Source organism: Pseudoalteromonas sp. CO348 (assembly GCF_004208845.1).
GTDB classification, from domain to species: domain Bacteria; phylum Pseudomonadota; class Gammaproteobacteria; order Enterobacterales; family Alteromonadaceae; genus Pseudoalteromonas; species Pseudoalteromonas maricaloris.
Genome location: NZ_SGPI01000032.1, coordinates 129,067 through 148,037, shown reverse-complemented (window position 1 = coordinate 148,037; position 18,971 = coordinate 129,067). Strand labels below are relative to the sequence as shown.

Here is an 18,971-nt window from a genome sequence, read left to right as displayed (position 1 = left end):
TCCTTAAAGTCTAGTACAAATAATTTAAAGTGCTCAAATCTCAAAATGCTTTAAAAGGTGATTTTTACTCAATTTGAAGCGCAATAATGACACTTTGCCTGCATTTTTCTAATTCAGATTTCGACAGAACTTTATGAAGCGGACGCTTTTAGCGATAATGCCCCAAATGACCTTTGGATCTGAATATGAATAGAGTCGAGCTTTCGCTAGCGGACAAAGCGGTATCGATCTTTTTTAACCAACAACAAGTAGTACAGCTTTTTGTCGAGCAGCAAGCGATTACCTTTGAAGAGCAACATAATGGCATTTTCGCGACCATTGATGGACAAACACTGGCGGTAAATACAGAGCAGTTACCTCAGGGGTTACTTGGGATTGCAGTAAATGGAGCTGAACTTCAGTGGCTTGAAGTGAGCACTGAAACACCTAAAGAAAAACGCAGCTTATTTGGTTTGGCGGCATTGGGCTTAAAGTTATTTAAAAGTGCCAAAGTGGTCAAAGCTGCCTTGGCTGGTGCATCCGTGGCAGGATACGCATGGCTATTTTCTTGGCAGTTTGCGCTTATGCTTGTGGCTTGCTTAGTCGTTCATGAATATGGCCACGTCCGCGCGATGCGCTATTTTGGGATTAAAACAAAAGGCATCTATTTGATCCCTTTCGTTGGTGGCCTGGCTGTAAGTGATGATAAGATCACGACCCGCTGGCAAGACGTAGTTATTTCGTTGATGGGACCGGCATTTGGTTTGATAACCTCAATCCTTGGAGTGGTGTTGTATTATGCGACAGAGATGGAAATCTTTGCTGGTGTTGCAGTATTAAGTGCGCTGTTGAACTTATTCAATTTACTACCTATTTTGCCGTTAGATGGTGGGCATGTTCTAAAAAGCATAAGCTTTTCAATGCGCTCTTGGGTGGGGTTATTGGCGTGTATGGCAGGAGTATTATTCGGCCTTTGGATAAGTTACACCTTTGGCTTAATCTTACTGGTGATATTCATTTTGATTGGTAGTTTTGAAATCCTGATTGAGTGGCGTGGCCGTAATTACAGTCACTTATTACCCCTTGACCGATATGGGCAAGTGGTCAGCGCTATTATGTATATAGTTGTTATTACAGGTCATGTTGCGGTAATGATGCATTTTGCTGATTCAGAGAATCCAATTCTAAGCTTACCAATGAAAATTTTATCAAGTTAATTTGTGTAAGAAGGTGCATTAAGCACCTTCTTACAGGGGCAGCAACAATAAAGTTGCGATAATTACACCCGTTACCAGCAATTGTACTAGGCAAAACCCCATAATATCTTTGGCTTTAAGGCCTGCAATTGCAAGTACCGGGAGTGCCCAAAATGGCTGGATCAGGTTAGTCCAAGCATCACCCCATGCAACGGCCATCGCGACTCTGGCTATGTCTGCATTAAGCGCTTCTGCTGCGGGAATGATAATTGGTGCTTGTACCGCCCATTGACCGCCGCCTGAAGGCACAAATATATTTACAAGGCCTGCACTTAAAAAGCTCCACAGCGGTAATGTCCATTGACTGCTAATAGAAACAAATCCTTGAGATATTTGTTGTGCTAGTCCTGTTTCGACCATCATAGCCATGATCCCAGCATAAAAAGGAAACTGGATCACGATACCGGCACCACCTTGAATTGCTTGTTGTAGGCTATTGAGAATATTTGCAGGGGTTTTGTGTAGCAGCATGGCTAAGAACAAAAACAGGGCTATGACGATATTCAATGTCAATGTGCCTGCATTAAAAATAAAGTAAAAGCCCAAGTAGCTAAGACCGATTGCTCCTCCTAACATACCAAGCCATGAGGCATTTTCTAATTTTGCAGCCGGAGTATTGTGGGTACTGATATCATTACTTTGTTCAATGAGCTTTTCTTTATCAACAATAACTGCGTCATCATCTTTGGGAAGCATTAGTTTATTTATAAGTGGTAAAACGATAAAAATACTGAGTACGATGAGTAGGTTAAATGGTGCAAAGATTGTCTCTGAAGTGGTAACAATACCTATGCTCTTTTCACTAAAGTGCCCCGGAGTTGCGATAGTCAGGGGGACTGAGCCTGATAGGCCTGCGTGCCAAACAACAAAACCAGAGTAAGCACTAGCCACTAACAGGCGATAATCAACTTTCACTTTTCGAGCGATGGCCTTTGCGAACAAAGCCCCAACTACTAAGCCAAACCCCCAATTTATCCAGCTGGCGCTCATCGCAACAAAGGTGGTGAGTATAATTGCTTGAGAGGGAGTTTTAGCTAGGCCTGCGATACGGTCTAGCGCTTTCGCTATTGGAGGGGTAACAGCAAGCATGTGACCACATAATAAAACTAACAACATTTGCATCGCAAAAGTTAGCAGCTTCCAAAGGCCATTACCCCATGCCTCAAGCACCATGACAGGCGTTGCTGGAGTAAACAATGTAGCGAGTACCATCACCAAAAAAGTGAGTAAAAGTACAATCACAAATGGATCGGGTAGATACTTGTCGACTAATTTTGTTAGCGGGGTGGTAAACTTGCCAAGCATAAGACATCCTGTTTTCATTATTATTTTATGTAAATCAAAGTGATTGAGTTACGCATCATAATATAGCTAAACTTTAAGCTAAAAGTTAGTGGTTTAGGCTAACTTATAGTGAACAGAAAACAATGAGCTTCATTGGTTTCTTTTAAAATCAAAGTGTTAGGGTTGGCATGAAATCTGATATATTAAAAAGAAAGACTTTAAGTAACTAAGAGAGGTAACTATGTCTGGACAAGGTTCTGGTGGTAATGTAATTGCAGCGATTTGTAACGTCTTTTTCCCTGGCCTTGGTCAGTTGGTTCAAGGTCGTATATTGGCGGCTTTAATCTTCGCAATTGTTGTTGTAGGTGGGTATGCACTGTGGTTTTTATTGGTTCCACCTGTGATTGCAGCCGTTTTCCATTTGTGGGCTATTATTGATGCTGCTAAGTATACGCCGCCTAGGTATTAACGGTTATACCAAAAAGTATAACCACCCAGTCAGGCTGACCATACTCAGCACAGTAGACAGCACAACGGTAGCCGCAAGCGTTGCTTGTTGGCTGTCGAGCTGTCTAGCAACAAGATAGGCATTTACTCCTAAAGGAGAGGCACTCATTAAAGTCACCACCTGAACTTGCTGAGTTGCCAATCCTAAATAAGTGGCAAAGAGATAAACCAATCCTGGTAGTAGCGTCAGTTTTACTGCACTCAGCCATAGTGCACCGTGTAACTTTCCTCGCACGCCGTACTGTACCAAGCTCGCACCCAGAATAAATAGCGCCCCTGGAATGGCAGGTTTTGCCAACCAGCTAAAGCTTTCAAGTATTAAGCTTGGTAGCTTTAACCCAACAACGTTTAATATCAAACCACTCGTAATACTTATCACTATTGGGTTTAACAGCAGGGGTTTGACAATATCTACCTTATTTTTGTGTCTTGCTGCCAGTAAAAAAGTCATAAAAAACAGCATCGCACTGTGGAATGTAATAATCATAAATACCATGGCAGCGGCTTGCTCACCGAGCGCCATTAGGATAATCGGTAATCCGACTAACACGGTATTAGAGTAGGTGCCACTTAAGGCTAATGCTGCACTGTCTGCTTTTGAGCGATGTTGTGCCTTGAAAAGAAATAGGTATAGGCCTGCATAAGTCAGAGCGACTGGGAGATAAAAGGATAATAACAAGGAGCCTGTTGCGAGGCTTTTCAGATCTGCTTGAACCATACTGCTAAATAACAGCACAGGAATACATAAATTAAAGATAAAAGTACGCAAGCCATCAAGCTGATTGATGGCAATAAAGCTTATCTTTGCACTCAAAAACCCAGAAATAACGATAAAGATGAGAGGAAATAAGATCTCAACAGGCGACATGCGTTGACCAACAATCGAGTGGTTAAAAGGTAATTCTATCAATGAATGCTTAGCGGACGCCACTTAGGTATAATAAAAGAAGGTGATTTAGTTAAGAAGTAAAGATGGAATACCAGTTTATTCGTGACCCACTTTCTGGGTTTCGAGCTCGCTTAAATGACGAGCATGCGTTGATAGGTCGGTGGCTGAGCGAAGAGCTTGCACATGAGCGTATTGTCAGCCTGTTGATACAGCTTGAAAACCTACCAAATCAAAAAGAAGAGCTTGTGTTGGCTGGAAAAGAGATCCGCGCCACGTTCACGCCGCAAGAAGCATTATTTGAAAGCCACGCTCTGTTTCATGAAAGTGATGACATAGCGCAGTACCAAGAAGACGCATTGGCTTTAGATGAGTCGGGTATGATGGCAGTGTGTGGCTATGAAGATTTTTTACCCATGCTGATAGAGTGGGCTGAATTTACCAAAGCTAAATAACCTGAGCTGCGTAAATTCGCCTTGCCTACAGGATGTAGGTACCTTAGCGAGAGCAGGACGCGGAAGCGGAGTTATCCCCAAAACTCTCTGGCTAGATAAGAAGATAGTTTAAGGTGATTAAAAAAACAGTGAGTTAGCTCATTCCTTATCCAAACCTCAGGTTAAATAAGTTCTGTGGGGCTTGTTGATCTTGCATGCTTGAGTTCAACAGCCCCTGAAGTATAGAGATAGCTTATTTGGGTGTACCATAGAGTTGCTCTGCTCTATTAAATAACACCCACGAAGTGAGTATATACTTATCATTAGAAACCGGAATATTGCCTCTATGTGTATGTGTAAAATACCCTGGCGCTATCACCATAGAGCCTTTTACTGGGGCAATTTTACGCTGCTGATAATAAAACTCGGTCTCGCCACCTTCCTCGACATCATTAAGGTAGAACATAAATAACAGCACTCGGTGTAAGGCTTCATTATGGTCATGTTGAGGGTAGACTTCGCTGTGCCAATAGGGGTAGCCGCCTTTATTTATTTGATAGCGCTGAGCTTGGATAGCGCCCAAACGAAACAGCTGTTGAGCAAGGACCGGGAGTTGTGGCTTGCCGACTTCTTCAAAGTTATCCACAGTGAGATCGACAGGCTCACCAGTTTTAGGGTGATACACTTTAAGTCCAAATGCACCGATGATCATAAAGAAATGCTCTTCAAGGTATTCAAATAAGTGCTTTGCCGTAACCTGTTGAATGTGTTGTAACTGTTTGGCATAGTCAGGATAGGAATTTAAATAAAGGTCGTGACTGACTTTTTTACTCAAGTCGACACCACCAGACGTAGTCCCCTGTTTTAAATGTGGGCTTTGATCGAAGGTCTTTACGAATTCATCGCAAAAGTCTGAACTGAGTGCGTTATCGTAAACGCGAATAAAATCACTCATGTTTTTCCCTAGTTTTTATTGGAGTTATTATGCTGTCTGAAAAGCTTATGCCGCGTTTTTGCGACACAGATGTGCTTGGACATATCAACAATACCGTACTCCCTGTGTGGTTTGAAGCCGCGCGCACACCTATTTTCAAAATATTTACACCAGATTTAAATCCAAAAGAGTGGAAATTGATTGTTGCTAAAGTCGAGGTCACTTTTAAAGGGGAGCTATTTTATGGTCAAGAAGTCGAAATAAAAACGGCTGTTGAACATATCAGCAACAGCTCATTTGTGATTTTGCAGCAGGCTTGGCAGCATGGAGAATGCTGTGCTGAAGGTAAAACCATTATGGTGCGATATGACTTTGCGGTTAAGCTATCTCAACCGCTGAGTCAGCAAGAGCGCGATGCGCTAGGCACCTTTATGGTTGCTGCGGTTTAAACTGATGACCAATTGCCGCTGAGATACAAGGCTTTACCGTATAGGTATAGCCGTATTCTGCGGCGTTATCCGGCATTATCTCTAAGATCTCATAATCATTTAATTCAACAATATTACTGCCTTCGCTATGTTCACAACGTGAGTTTCCGTCAGACTCAAAGCGAAAGATAAAGTAAGCCAGTATTTGGTTAAGCACATCGTTATAGTTTTTGCCTTGCTCGTGCAAATCGGGGTTGGGATCGTTATTAATAGATACCGTTAACGACTCCGGCTCATCTGCCGTGGGCTGTGCTTCATCTTGTTGTGGAGTATCGCCACTCATGTCGGCCACTTGTGGTTGAGTTTCCGATGCTCCTTCGTTTTTTTCTGCGGAGTCTGCAGAGCGCGATTCTTTCGCGTTGGCTTGGAAAGAAATTCCGTCCTCATCTATTTTGAAATCAGAAGAAAACTCAGTAAATGCGGTTGAAGCACCTGATTTAGCGATGCCAAGCACCAAGAAAGCCAATAAAACAAAGCACATGATCAACCTGATGATTGCTGTTGTTGCCGGATAACGATAGTGATTCTGATGCCAAAAAGGCTTTATACGCAATGGTTTAAGTAGGAAAAGTACAACGACATAGCAGGTCATAAAGAGTTGCGCGAGAATTAACAAGAAGGTACTGGTAATAAAAAACCAAGTAGGTAACGACAGCAACACACTCAAATTATGTGTGTAAGGGAAATTATCTGTGCTGACCCCAGTTAAATCATTGATACGGCCATCAGCTTGCACTAACACAAAGTTAGCAATAAAGGCGTAAAATAATAGTATTAGTGCTTTGCCTGGCACACTTTCCCAAAAGGTCATGATCCTTGGCCAGAATTCATAACATAGCGCGGTTACTGTGGTTATTAAGATCAAAAAAGCGGTGAAGTTATTATCTTCAGTTTCACTCAAGCTGAACATAAAAATGATAAAACTGACCAAATAATAGCGTTGAGCCAGCGTTAGGCTTTGCCAAAATTGGCCGATGGAAAAGCGCAGTCTTGCTAGGTATGCGGTTAAGTTTTTTGGCGCGAGAAGTTGATGCATAATAAGTGAATTTGTAATTATTATGCACCAATAATAGAGACTTTTAGAAATTAAGACAATAAGGGCTTAAGGTACTTACCTGTATGCGAAGCCGCAAAGTCAGCCACCGTTTCAGGTGTACCTGAGACGAGGATTTGACCACCTCCAGCTCCTCCCTCTGGACCTAAGTCCACAATCCAGTCCGCGGTTTTGATGACATCTAAATTATGCTCGATAACCAACACCGTATTACCATGATCGCGTAGACGATGTAATACCGCGAGTAGCTGCTGAATATCATGGAAGTGCAGACCTGTGGTTGGCTCATCGAGAATGTAGAGTGTTTTACCAGTATCTCGTTTTGATAGTTCACGAGCGAGCTTAACCCGCTGTGCTTCACCACCGGACAAGGTCGTGGCGGCTTGCCCCAAGCGAATGTAGGAGAGGCCAACGTCCATTAAAGTTTGTAGTTTGCGATTGATCGCGGGAATTTTATCAAAAAATTCTCGAGCGTCCTCAACGGTCATTTCCAACACTTCGTGGATATTTTTACCTTTATACAGCACTTCCAGTGTTTCACGGTTATAGCGCTTACCAGTACAGACATCGCAAGGAACATAGACATCCGGCAGGAAGTGCATTTCTACCTTGATCACCCCATCGCCTTGACAGGCCTCACAGCGACCGCCTTTAACGTTAAAACTAAAGCGGCCAACCTTATAACCGCGTGAACGCGACTCTTGCGTCCCCGCAAATAGTTCACGGATAGCAGTAAAGATCCCGGTATAAGTTGCAGGGTTTGAACGTGGTGTGCGACCGATAGGACTCTGATCAATATCGATAACTTTATCGAAGTGATCTAGCCCATGAACTGATTCATATGGTGCAGCTTCTTGCGTTGTTGCACCGTTTAATTCCTGATGGGCAAGCTTGAATAGGGTGTCATTAATGAGAGTAGATTTACCCGAACCAGATACCCCAGTTACGCAGGTCATGAGCCCAACAGGCACTTTTAAGTCGACACTTTTTAGGTTGTTGCCCGTTGCGCCTTTAAGCTCAAGCCATTTGTCATCACATTGATGGCGTTGCGCTGGAACTTCAATACATTTCTCGCCACTGAGATATTGACCCGTTAATGAGTCTTTACTTTGCATTATCTCATCGCGAGTTCCCTCAGCGACGACATAGCCGCCGTGTACGCCGGCGCCTGGACCGATATCGATGATGTGATCGGCTGCACGAATGGCATCTTCGTCGTGCTCTACCACAATCACGGTGTTGCCAAGATCTCTTAAGTGCGTGAGTGTTTTAAGTAACCGGTCATTATCACGCTGATGTAGACCAATTGAAGGCTCATCCAGTACGTACATTACCCCCACGAGACCGGCGCCAATTTGGCTTGCAAGACGGATCCGCTGAGCTTCACCGCCAGATAAAGTATCAGCGCTACGCTCCAAAGAGAGATAGTTTAGGCCAACATTGATCAAGAAAGATAAACGGTCACGGATCTCTTTGAGTATTTTGTCCGCAATTTGTGCTTTTTGACCTGTGAGTGCTAAGTCGATAAAAAATTGACTGGCTTCGCCGATACTCATCGTTGTTACAGTTGGCAGATTGGTCGAGCCGATAAATACATGGCGCGCTTCTTCGCGCAGGCGTGAGCCATGGCAACTTGGACACGCTTGGCTGGTTTGATATTTGGCGAGCTCTTCTCTTACTGAACTGGACTCCGTTTCCCGATAACGGCGATTCATGTTGTTTAACACGCCTTCAAACTCGTGATTGCGGGTGATAAGATCGCCTCTGTCATTACGATACTTAAACGCGATTTTAGTTTTGCCTGAGCCTTCTAAAACCACTTTTTGAAATTTACTCGGCAGATCCTGAAATGGCGTTTCTAAATCAAATCCATATTGCTCGGCAACCGAGCTTAACATCTGAAAATAGTAAAAACTGCGTTTATCCCACCCTTTGATTGCACCGCCAGACAAGCTTAGTTCTGGGTTTTGCACTACACGTTTGGGATCAAAGTACTGCTTTACCCCCAAACCATCACAGCTTTGGCAGGCACCTGCGGGGTTATTGAAAGAAAACAGTCGTGGTTCAAGTTCGCTCATGGCATAGCCACAAGTTGGACAGGCAAAGTTGGCCGAGAAGATCAGTTCGTCTGCGTCGCTATCATCCATATAGGCGATTTGCGCAATGCCATCAGCCAAATCAAGCGCGGTTTCAAAAGATTCGGCTAACCGCTGCTCAAGCCCTGCTTTGACTTTGAAACGATCCACCACGACTTCTATGGTATGTTTTTTCTGTAACTCTAGCGTTGGTGGATCTGAGAGATCGCATACCTCGCCATCAATACGCGCACGAATAAAACCTTGGCTTGCAAGCTCTTCTAACAGTTTTACGTGCTCACCTTTACGGTTTTTCACCACCGGTGCAAGTAGCATAAGTTTGCTACCCTCTGGTAGCGCCAATACAGTATCAACCATTTGGCTGATAGTTTGTGCGGCTAACGGTAAATCATGCGTAGGGCATCTCGGTTCACCCACTCGTGCAAAGAGTAATCTTAAATAGTCGTATATTTCGGTAATGGTTCCCACGGTTGAGCGTGGGTTGTGAGAAGTCGACTTCTGCTCAATGGAAATCGCGGGAGACAAGCCCTCAATGTGATCCACATCTGGTTTTTCCATCAGCGATAAAAACTGCCTCGCGTACGCAGACAAAGACTCAACATAACGACGCTGGCCTTCTGCGTATAAGGTGTCAAATGCTAAAGACGACTTCCCTGAGCCAGAAAGACCCGTGATCACTATCAACTTGTCTCTTGGAATAGTGAGTGAAATGTCTTTTAAATTGTGGGTGCGGGCACCCCTAACTTCTATTTTATCCATACGACCCTTGTGTTTTTTCGTGCGCTGTACTGAGTACGCGATACTAATCCACTAAATTGAAACCTGGATCAGTCAAAGCATGATGTGAAGTGAACAGATTACCGCATCCCGAATACAAAATTAAGTTATCTCTGCTAAACGAACTAAACTTATTAAACCGATCAACTTGGGATATTGATTTTGTATCGACTTTTATTGCTTTTGGCGCTGCTTTGCCAAAATGTCTTCGCCTGTGAGCTGGTGGTGCGGTTTGAGAATTATGCGGCGCAGTCTAAATTAAATGACGACCTTGTCTGGCACGGTATGGACGTTGATTTCGCTAAAGCCTTGTTAGATGAAGCGGGGTGTAGCTATCGTTTCGTAAGTATTCCTTGGGGTCGGGCGCTGAAGCTTTTAGAGGAGGGCGATATCGATCTTATTTTGAGCGTCACAAAAACACCGGTACGTGAACAGTTTGCGCATTTTATTGGTCCTCAACGAATGGAAACCATTGTTTTTGCAATGAACTCAGGCGAGCCTCATCAGCTTGACTCACTTGAGTCGTTATTCCATCTGTCAAAGCCCATCGCTATTCAGCGTAATGCTTATTACGGTGAGGCGTTTACAGCTCGCCTTGCGCGTCGTACCGACAGTGAAACACAATTTATTTATGTACCCGACAATCAGGTAAAATTGAATTTGCTCAAAAAAGGACGGATCGCAGGGTTTTTAGAAGAAAAATTCAACATCCTGTATCAAAGTAAAAATAACCCTGATTTTGAAAAGTTTGCAATTAGCCCGTTGGTTATTAACGAAAACCCAGTATATTTTGCCTTTAGCAAGGCACGCACCTCGAGCGAGCGTTTGCAGCGTTTGAGTCAAGCATTTGAACGGGTTAAACGTAGCGGAAAATTAGCTCAGATCACGGCCAAGTACGGCGTCAACTAGCGCTTTTTTCTCTCGAAGTAAGCTGCTCAAATTCATGATGGTAACAATCGCATTGCAAAGATCCGTTCGCGCTAGTGTAAGTTAAGAAAAGAGTTTGTTAAACTTGCGCGTGATTTTCGATAGTGATGAATACCGCCTTATGTCTAATGACTCTTTAAACCCAACTGAAAAGCGCGCCGCGATTTCTCTTGCTGGCGTTTTCGCTTTCCGCATGCTTGGTTTGTTCATGCTGATGCCAGTGTTAGCTGTTTACGGCCAGTCTTTACAGGATGTCTCGCCACTGTGGATTGGTTTGGCTATTGGTGCTTATGGTTTGACTCAAGCTGTACTGCAGATACCTATGGGTTGGTTGTCTGATAAGTTCGGCCGCAAGCCAATCATCATTGGTGGGTTGTTGGTATTTGCATTAGGATCCGTTATCGCGGCATTAGCGGATTCAATCTATTGGGTGACATTTGGTAGAGCCCTACAGGGCATGGGCGCGATTGCAAGTGCGTTACTTGCGCTTGCTGCGGATTTGAGCCGTGACGAGCAGCGTCCCAAGGTTATGGCGGTCATTGGCATGTGCATTGGTATGAGCTTTGCTGTAGCCATGTTATTAGGACCAATGATTGCAGCGTCTTTTGGTATCGCAGGGATCTTCTGGCTGACGGCGGTATTGGCAATTGTAGGGATCGCTATCATTACCTTTATGGTGCCAAATGCGGTAAATAAAGCCCCAAAAGGTGACACAATTGCAAGCTTTGCAGATATTCGTCGCTTGGTGCAAAACCCACAGTTACTGAGGCTTGATCTTGGGGTGTTGCTATTGCATTTGACGCTGACTACAATTTTTGTAGCCTTGCCTGGCCAGTTGATCCGTGATGGCCTTGCAGCAGATAGGCATTGGCAACTCTATATTCCGGTATTTTTACTCGCCTTCATTTTGATGGCACCGATGATGATAGTGGCGATCCGCAAACAAAAAGAAAAGCAGACATTCTTGCTGTCTATTGCAATGTTAGTGGTAAGCTCGGTTACTTTGTATTGCTTTGTGGATTCACTTTGGGTGATCGCAGGTGCAATGCTGGTCTATTTTATTGCCTTTAATTTTCTCGAAGCAACTATGCCTGCGTTGGTTTCTCGCATAGCTCCAGCAAACCAAAAGGGATCGGCGATGGGAGTCTTTTCATCTGGCCAGTTTCTTGGCGCATTTATAGGTGGTGCTTTGGGTGGTATCTTGGCACAAAATTTTGCGGTCGATACGATATTTGCCGCAACGGCCATTATTGGGGTAATATGGTTTGTTATCGCATGGGGCATGCAAGTGCCACCTAAGAGCAAAGCGATCAGCTTAGTTTCTGCTGTAGAAAATGAGCAACAAGCGACGGAATTGGCAGACCAATTGGTTTCATTACCTGGGGTACTTGAGGCCACGGTAGTGAGAGATGAGAATCGTAGCTACCTAAAAGTAGATGATAAAATTTTTGATTTGAAGCAAGCCAAGCAAGTGCTGGGCTTGTCATAGTGTGAGGAGACAATGCCATGGCACGTGGTGTTAATAAAGTAATTTTGGTAGGTAATCTGGGCCAAGATCCTGAAGTTCGCTATATGCCAAACGGTAACGGCGTGGCTAACATCAGCATTGCAACTACGGATAGCTGGAAAGATAAAAACACCGGTCAATTGCAAGAGCGTACAGAATGGCACCGTGTGGTGTTGTTTGGCAAACTTGCGGAAGTTGCGGGTGAGTATTTAAGAAAAGGCTCGCAGGTGTACATTGAAGGTCGTCTACAGACTCGTAAGTGGACAGATCAAAGCGGCCAAGAAAAGTACACAACGGAAATCGTGGTGGACATGGGTGGCCAAATGCAAATGCTAGGTGGCCGTGGCGAGCAGCAGGGTCAAGGTGGCGGCCAGTACCAAGGTGGTCAACAGCAGCAAAATAATTATGGCCAGCAAAGCTATAATCAAGCGCCTCAGCAGCAATATTCGCAGCCACAGCAAAGCCAGTCAAACCAGCAGCAAGGTGGATTCGCACCACAGCAATCGCAACAGAATTCTCAGCAGTCTTCTGGATTTGGTGGCCAGTCTCAAGGTGGTTTTGCACCACAACAGAACCAAAACAATGGTCAATCAGGTGGTAGCTCAAATCCTATGGAGCCACCAATTGACTTTGATGATGATATTCCGTTCTAATTCAAGACAAAATATTAAATGTTGAAAAATAATCTTAAAAGCCGCTATTAAGCGGCTTTTTTGTGCGACTTTTTGATAGGGCAAGTGAAAGCGGTAAAAGGTTTGCTATAGCTCGGGGGTAACTAAGATTCCTTCTATACCTTCTTTTTCTAGCCTTAAGGGAGTGCTTTCTTGCCGTCTAAACTCAACTTGCACTTCGATTTTATCGATTTCGCTGTAAGGTTTAGTGTAGCGCCAAGTTTTTATTGCGTTGAGCACTTCTTTGTCAAAAGCACCACTAGGTTGAGATAAATTGATCTGAACATTTTCTGTTTGGCCATTTTTATTTATTGAAAAGGATGCAATTGCAAATCCTTCTATATTGCTAGCTGCCGCCTCTTGAGGATAAATAGGGATTACTCGCATAATTGGTTTTATCAAGCTATTCCCAATGTTTTCTATTGTATTTACAGAGCTTTTCATTAAAAAGTAAAGAAGTAGTACAAGAAATATCGAAGGTAATAAATAATACTTGTTTAGCTTTGAACTAGAAGTTATTTGGTTAAAACGAAAGCTATAAATTTCTCGATCAGAAAATGCTGAAATTATTCTAGAATTTTTATTTTCTTTAGTTTGTGAGTACAATAGAGCTTCTAAATAACTGAGCTTTTGTTTTTTAGTCGCGTTGGTCAATACTTGTTCATCACAAGATACCTCTTGACATAAGTAAAAGTATTTTCGTGCATACCAGACAATCGGGTTAAACCAAAACGTTGAGTGAATCAGCATTGCTAGTAAATTCCAATACAAATCTCCCCGTTTTATATGCTGTAATTCATGTTCTATAATCATCAGTTGTTGTTGCTTACTATAATCAGTGTGAAAGGTTTTAGGTATAACGATGAACTTCGAGAAAAAACCTGCGCTAATTGGAGTGCTTAGGCGACTTGAGTAATATGCATTAACATTTACAGGTAGTAGTTTTTTCAATGAAAAGCATTCATTTATATCAAGGTGTTTTAAAAATAGAAAATGACTAGTAAGGTAATTTGATATTGAAAAGAAAAAGCCAATTGACCATATTGACAATAACGGTATTGAAATTTGTTGAATAACTTGATTATAATTAGTGAGTTGCTCTTGATAGTTGAGTAATTCTTGGTTGCCAATTGTTGTTTCATGCAACTGAGTGAAGTCAATATAACTAAGCAGCAAGCTCAAAGGAATAATTAGCCAAAACAAGTAAACAACACTCGCGTTAAGTTTCTTGAAGCCCATTTTCTGAAAAAAAATCAATATCAGTAGCAGCGGGGTTATTACAAATGTTTGTTCAATGAGCCAGCTAATCATTGTTGTTTTCCCAATCTGAAATTATTTTTTTCAATTCATCTACATCGTTTTGTGAAAGCTTTTCTGATTTAGCAAAGCTTGCAACTAAAGGTGATACTTTTCCGCCAAATAGTCTTTTTAAAAAATTATCACTTTCTTTGATGATATACTCATCTTTGACTATGAGAGGGGAGTACAAGTAATGACGACTGCACTTTTCAAATTTAATCGCTTCCTTTTTCACCAGCCTTCCAAGTAAAGTTTTGACGGTTTTCTCGTGCCAAGAACCTTGCTGGTTAAGCCTCTCTATAACAGCTTTTGCTGTACACGGGTAGTTAGCCCATATCGCGTTTAATATTTCGAACTCGGCTTTACTTACTTCCATCAATTTATCACCTATAGAATTACGCATGTAATTGTTCTGGGTGAAAATTACACATGTCACCAGCTATTGCAAGCAATAAGGTCAATGTTTAACTATAAAATAATTGGATAGCGAAGTGCTTTGTCAGAATTTGATCCAAATAAGGCTTAACTGCGTCACTTTCCTGCTCGGAACGGTCACTAATAATTTCATAGTCAATAGTCTTAGTGCACATACCGGGCTTAATTATTGTCAACTGAACATTTGACAATCTTGATTACGCGTGTAATCTTTGTTTTAATTACATGTGTAATCGTATTTTGCTGCCAAACACAGAATGAGAATTAAATTTAAATGGTAGCTGTTTTTAAATTACTTTTTATTGTTAAGGAATAAATATGAAGGCATGGTTAAATTATACTATGAATGGAATCGCCAGATCTGGTCATATTATCTCTGCTGGGATTTTACTAATATTCAATTTAACGGCTTTTCAAAGCTTCGCGGACAATTCTAAATCCACTGGTACAGCAGAGGTATCAGTAATTAAAAGGGCTTTACCTAGTTACCCAAAATATGCTGTAAAAAATGGTATAGAGGGCACAGTTTTAATAAACTTCAGCATTGAAAAAGATGGGAACGTGTCTGATATTCAGGTAGCTGCATCTGATCAGGACGGGCTTTTTGATGCTACTGCAATTTTGGGTGTTCAGAAATGGGTCTACACAAAACCTTTACAGAAAGTCCGTAATAATTATGTGGCTATCGAATTTGCACTTACAGATAAACCAGCAACATCACAATTTAGTAACGTTGAAAAAATCCAAGTTAGAGGGGAGTGATACTGTTTTAGCTGAGCAACGATGAAACGAGTTGTAGATGGCGGTAGAGTAAGAATATAAGTAAAGATAGAAGATAGCGTAACCAGAGTGAGAGCATACCTTGTTAACTACCATTAACCAAAGATAAGCTCTGCCCTGGGCGCTTTAAGGTGCTGACACTGAAATGTGTGATGGCAGATAACTATGCTGGCCTTGCAGTTCTTGTTAGCACTGAAAAAGCATTTGAAGGCATAGGTAAGGTAGGAGCTTAACTGCTCAGTTGAGTTTCAAAGCGATATATTAGGCACTTTAGAGTGTGTTAAATATGCGCCTTTTGAGCAAGATAAATCGAAAAACGAATTTTCACGCTGTCAGAAAAGTTCTACTCAGTGATAAAGTGATTCACGGACTGGGGGGATGGTTATAAAAAGTATTCAAATTTAAAACACACCGCTCAATTGGTTGATTGGGGAATAGAAACTCCTATTTCAGTGTCAGTTGTTTAGGTTTGCCGGTCAGAATGCGATCAATTTTCTTACACAGAACAAATATAGGTTGTTTTCATTGGGAATTCGATTTCATAAGGTGTACGCTATTGCCTAAAAGAATCTCGCTAAAGTCACTATTGATAAAGGGTTTTCGTACTGTACGACTCCTGAATTTATTTAATTATTTTTAGATGGTCGCTCTGAATAAGGGTTTAATAATCAATCTTTTTGCCATATGCTGAGGTTGTTGCTTTTAGTACTCCATTTGGTTTGCCTCATTGGTATAAAAGCTAATCGGCAAGTCTATGGATCGAAAAATCTTAATCATTTCTAGTTTATGCTCAGGCGCTTAACTTTTCTATGTCAATAAAAGCCTTACCCAGCTTGAGTTTTGCACTATTTTGAACAACACTTCAGTTATCTTTCCACCCAATAAAAACATTATGCCAATTCAGCTGTTAGATGGATTTAGTCGTCAGTATCAAAAAAAGCTAGTCGCGGTAAGTTTGGCGGTGTTGTTGTGTCTAAATTTCCTTCTTAATCATTTACTGCACCTTCAGGTTCACACGCAAGGCGAAGAAGCCGCGGCTGAAATTTCGCAGCTATCAGCTGAAGCTTTTGCTGCGGGAGTAAGTGAAATAGCTACGAAGTATGGTTTTTCATTGTTACCTGTTGCGAATGCAGAAGAGCACCAATTTGTTGCCAATGACCAAACTGTTACCTTGTACCATGAATCTATATGGATAAGTCATGGATATATATTGATATTTTTCAATTTGTTGTCAATTGGGCTGGTGTTATTCGTACACCGGTGGTGGTTTTTATACGGTAAGGCTGAGTCTACCTCACATGCGCAAAAGCCTGTGGCTTTACCAGCCCCCGCTCCTGAAGGGCAGTATGCATTATTTGCGTTAATCCATTGGCAGTGCAGTACGCCTAAAGAAGTTGATCTGCAGTTACATTTTCAGCTTGCGCTGGTTAAAGGCGTTGGAGAGTTTGGGACGGTGGCAGTTAAATATCTAGCTTCTGGGGCATTAGCCGTGACAGTAAAGCAGATAGGGGCGACTAAAGGTATGGATTTGGCAAAGCAAATGCACGAAATCGTTTTTCGAGTATTGCTAGAGTTTCGGGGGGATTTATCTCGCAGCAAAGTGAAACTTGGCGCTTGTTTTTATCAGGAAAATAAACAACAGACACAGGTTTATCAGAGCGCAAAATCAGCGCTTTCGATCGCGCAAAATCAAGTGTGGCAACATACTCATCTAGTTCATCTCACAGAGTTATTGGCAAAACGCCTTAACGAAGATGGTGAGGCTTTGCTGAGTTATCTGAAAGCCGGACAGTTTTCCTTATTCTTCCAGCCGTTGTTCGACTTTTTAGCCGAAGACGTAATTGTAAGCGAAGCGCTACTAAGAGTGACTCACAAAGAAATGGGGCGAATTTCGGCCAAGCAGGTGATGCAACACCTTTATACCCCAGAGCAATTTCAGTTTCTGGATAGAGCGATAGTGAAGCAGGTGTTGTCTGTTTATGAGCAGGAAAGGAGTTTTGGTAAGGTAAGTATTAACTTACATATCTCGAGTTGGGTGGATAGCCAGTTTATTGATTGGCTAGAGGGGCAGCTCATTGCGTCTCATAGTGGTGCGGCAATAGGCTTTGAACTTAGCATAGAAGAGGTCTATCAACATGGAGAGCGTTTGCTAGCAGCTTTTGATAGGTTGAACCGACTTGGATGCGATATTTATTTGGATAACGTTACGCAGGCTCTGACGCTAGGACGCTCACCGCTTGCCGAGTTGGTAAAAGCTGTCAAGCTTAGCTATGAGCTGGTACACGGCATTGAAAAGTCTGCGTATCGTAAACGCACAGTAAAGCAAATAGTCGCTCAAGCAAGAAGCTTGGGTATCCCAGTATATGCAGTGGGGATTGAAACCATTGCTGAACTGAGTTGCATCAAGGGGCTTGGAGTGAAAGGGGCCCAAGGTCATTATTTCTCCGCACCGTTACAACAGCTCGCTGATATTCACTAAAACGCTAACCGCATGAGCTGATCAGGTCTACTTTTTATTTGCCAGATATCTCAAACCATCTAATCCTTGTAAGCCGCCGGTATGGATTGCGGTGATCACACTGCCTCTTTTGAAGTATCCTTGTTGAGCCAAAGTGAAAATGGCGTAAAACAGTTTACCAGTGTAAATAGGCTCAAGAGGCAAACGATATTTTACCTTCATTTCATGACAAAATCTCTGCAATTCAGGTGTAGCCTTGGCGTAACCTCCGTGGTGAAAATCATGGAGTAGCTGCCATGGCGCGCAGCGCTGAGCTGTGATTAATTCATGTATTTCCTGTGCTAGGTATTCAGCACCTTTTAGTACCGTAACACCTAAAACCTGCGTGTGGTTAGGTAATCCCGAGATTAGTCCTGCCACTGTGCCGCCACTACCTACAACCGTCATGACATAATCACTTTGAGGTAAGGAATGCGCTAACTCTTCAACGCCTTGCAGTGCAAGTGCATTAGTGCCGCCTTCTGGTATGAGATAAGCATTATCAAACTTGGCTTGCAGAGTTTGAATGTATTCAGGTTGATTTCTTTGCCGATATTCGACTCGACTCACGGGATGAAGTGTTAGCCCGCAAGCGCTTGCCATTTTTAGTGTTGGGTTGTGCCGGTCAATCTCTGGGCCTCTAACAATTAAGTGACCTTTGATTGCGAAAAGTTTGCACGCCATGCTAGTAGCATATAAGTGATTGGAAAACGCCCCGCCAAAAGTGACTAACTCTTCAAGGCCAGCTTGCTTTAGGTGGAGTATGTTGTATTTTAGCTTACGCCATTTGTTTCCTTGGATCACAGGATGGAGCAAATCATCACGTTTAACCTGCAACGTTAAACCGTATTTATCCAATGTCGGGTGGTGAATAGTTTGGATTGGTGACTCGGCGATATTGGTGATGGTTTGCATGATGAAATCAGTCTGATATTTTGCACACTATAATAAATAACCCGAGCGTTTCACTCCAGAGGTTGTGATACATCCTTGATTACCTATCTGCTATTTTGGACTCGAATTAGTAACACATCGCGATGTTAGAGAAAAATAGACAAAATCTCAGCTAAAAACTGGCAAGACGCTGGTTAATAGTTGTAAACTCAGATATTAATTGTGCAAAGCTTGTGTTTTACTTTGTAAGTACATAGCATAGAGCC

Annotated in this window: 17 protein-coding genes; 9 read left to right on the top strand and 8 right to left on the bottom strand. The window is 42.5% G+C overall.

Annotated elements, in window-relative coordinates; all coding sequences use genetic code 11:
• Positions 1 to 185: 185 nt before the first annotated feature.
• Positions 186 to 1,196 (top strand): metalloprotease, encoded by a 1,011-nt coding sequence (locus EXT48_RS16645; protein WP_130165074.1) that lies wholly within the window; start codon positions 186 to 188, stop codon positions 1,194 to 1,196.
• A 30-nt stretch (positions 1,197 to 1,226) separates the two neighbouring features.
• Here the strand turns inward: EXT48_RS16645 and EXT48_RS16640 are convergent, their stop codons facing one another.
• Positions 1,227 to 2,540: a short-chain fatty acid transporter gene (locus EXT48_RS16640; RefSeq protein WP_130165073.1), complete on the bottom strand. Its 1,314-nt coding sequence runs from the start codon at positions 2,538 to 2,540 to the stop codon at positions 1,227 to 1,229.
• 220 nt (positions 2,541 to 2,760) lie between these two features.
• Here EXT48_RS16640 and EXT48_RS16635 point away from each other — a divergent pair, with 220 nt between their 5' ends.
• Positions 2,761 to 2,988 (top strand): hypothetical protein, encoded by a 228-nt coding sequence (locus tag EXT48_RS16635; protein WP_010376621.1) that lies wholly within the window; start codon positions 2,761 to 2,763, stop codon positions 2,986 to 2,988.
• A 3-nt stretch (positions 2,989 to 2,991) separates the two neighbouring features.
• Here EXT48_RS16635 and EXT48_RS16630 read toward each other — a convergent pair whose 3' ends face one another.
• Positions 2,992 to 3,936: an AEC family transporter gene (locus EXT48_RS16630; protein WP_239360757.1), complete on the bottom strand. Its 945-nt coding sequence runs from the start codon at positions 3,934 to 3,936 to the stop codon at positions 2,992 to 2,994.
• A gap of 62 nt (positions 3,937 to 3,998) precedes the next feature.
• Between EXT48_RS16630 and EXT48_RS16625 the strand changes: the two genes are divergently transcribed.
• The gene (locus EXT48_RS16625) at positions 3,999 to 4,367 is read left to right on the top strand and encodes a YacL family protein (protein WP_128727558.1); all 369 of its coding nucleotides are present in this window, start codon (positions 3,999 to 4,001) and stop codon (positions 4,365 to 4,367) included.
• Positions 4,368 to 4,599: 232 nt separating this feature from the next.
• Here EXT48_RS16625 and EXT48_RS16620 read toward each other — a convergent pair whose 3' ends face one another.
• On the bottom strand, positions 4,600 to 5,301 hold the full coding sequence (locus EXT48_RS16620; protein WP_088531994.1) for a 2OG-Fe(II) oxygenase: 702 nt from the start codon (positions 5,299 to 5,301) through the stop codon (positions 4,600 to 4,602).
• Positions 5,302 to 5,330: 29 nt separating this feature from the next.
• On the opposite strand from EXT48_RS16620, the gene EXT48_RS16615 reads away from it, so the two are divergent.
• Positions 5,331 to 5,729 carry a thioesterase family protein gene (locus EXT48_RS16615; RefSeq protein WP_130165072.1) on the top strand — a complete coding sequence of 133 codons (399 nt, stop codon included), beginning with the start codon at positions 5,331 to 5,333 and terminating at the stop codon, positions 5,727 to 5,729.
• Here EXT48_RS16615 and EXT48_RS16610 read toward each other — a convergent pair.
• Together EXT48_RS16610 and uvrA are read right to left on the bottom strand one after the other, a co-directional pair.
• Positions 5,710 to 6,804, bottom strand: coding sequence for a hypothetical protein (locus EXT48_RS16610; RefSeq protein WP_130165071.1), 1,095 nt, complete (start codon positions 6,802 to 6,804; stop codon positions 5,710 to 5,712). The two genes, EXT48_RS16615 and EXT48_RS16610, sit on opposite strands and share 20 nt — an antisense overlap.
• Positions 6,805 to 6,854: 50 nt before the next feature.
• The gene (gene uvrA, locus EXT48_RS16605; RefSeq protein ID WP_010605951.1) at positions 6,855 to 9,677 is read right to left on the bottom strand and encodes an excinuclease ABC subunit UvrA; all 2,823 of its coding nucleotides are present in this window, start codon (positions 9,675 to 9,677) and stop codon (positions 6,855 to 6,857) included.
• A 180-nt stretch (positions 9,678 to 9,857) separates the two neighbouring features.
• On the opposite strand from uvrA, the gene EXT48_RS16600 reads away from it, so the two are divergent.
• The 3 genes from EXT48_RS16600 (at position 9,858) to ssb (ending at position 12,782) form a co-directional block, all read left to right on the top strand.
• A complete protein-coding gene (locus EXT48_RS16600) occupies positions 9,858 to 10,604 on the top strand; it encodes an ABC transporter substrate-binding protein (RefSeq protein WP_130165070.1) in 747 nt (248 codons plus the stop codon).
• Positions 10,605 to 10,743: 139 nt separating this feature from the next.
• Positions 10,744 to 12,111, top strand: a complete 1,368-nt coding sequence (locus tag EXT48_RS16595) for an MFS transporter (RefSeq protein ID WP_039492994.1) — start codon at positions 10,744 to 10,746, stop codon at positions 12,109 to 12,111.
• A gap of 17 nt (positions 12,112 to 12,128) precedes the next feature.
• Positions 12,129 to 12,782: a single-stranded DNA-binding protein gene (gene ssb / locus EXT48_RS16590; protein WP_010376633.1), complete on the top strand. Its 654-nt coding sequence runs from the start codon at positions 12,129 to 12,131 to the stop codon at positions 12,780 to 12,782.
• A 105-nt stretch (positions 12,783 to 12,887) separates the two neighbouring features.
• Here the strand turns inward: ssb and EXT48_RS16585 are convergent, their stop codons facing one another.
• On the bottom strand, positions 12,888 to 14,111 hold the full coding sequence (locus EXT48_RS16585) for a TonB family protein (protein ID WP_130165069.1): 1,224 nt from the start codon (positions 14,109 to 14,111) through the stop codon (positions 12,888 to 12,890).
• Entirely contained in the window at positions 14,104 to 14,478 is a 375-nt protein-coding gene (locus EXT48_RS16580; protein WP_130165078.1) for a BlaI/MecI/CopY family transcriptional regulator, read from the bottom strand. The genes EXT48_RS16585 and EXT48_RS16580 overlap by 8 nt, the downstream gene beginning before the upstream one ends.
• 374 nt (positions 14,479 to 14,852) lie before the next feature.
• Between EXT48_RS16580 and EXT48_RS16575 the strand changes: the two genes are divergently transcribed.
• Together EXT48_RS16575 and EXT48_RS16570 are read left to right on the top strand one after the other, a co-directional pair.
• Positions 14,853 to 15,296, top strand: coding sequence for an energy transducer TonB (locus tag EXT48_RS16575; RefSeq protein WP_130165068.1), 444 nt, complete (start codon positions 14,853 to 14,855; stop codon positions 15,294 to 15,296).
• 910 nt (positions 15,297 to 16,206) lie between these two features.
• Complete coding sequence (locus tag EXT48_RS16570; RefSeq protein ID WP_130165067.1) at positions 16,207 to 17,793, top strand: EAL domain-containing protein; 1,587 nt, start codon at positions 16,207 to 16,209, stop codon at positions 17,791 to 17,793.
• Positions 17,794 to 17,820: 27 nt separating this feature from the next.
• Here EXT48_RS16570 and EXT48_RS16565 read toward each other — a convergent pair whose 3' ends face one another.
• The gene (locus EXT48_RS16565) at positions 17,821 to 18,726 is read right to left on the bottom strand and encodes a 1-aminocyclopropane-1-carboxylate deaminase/D-cysteine desulfhydrase (protein ID WP_130165066.1); all 906 of its coding nucleotides are present in this window, start codon (positions 18,724 to 18,726) and stop codon (positions 17,821 to 17,823) included.
• Between the last annotated feature and the right edge of the window lie 245 nt (positions 18,727 to 18,971).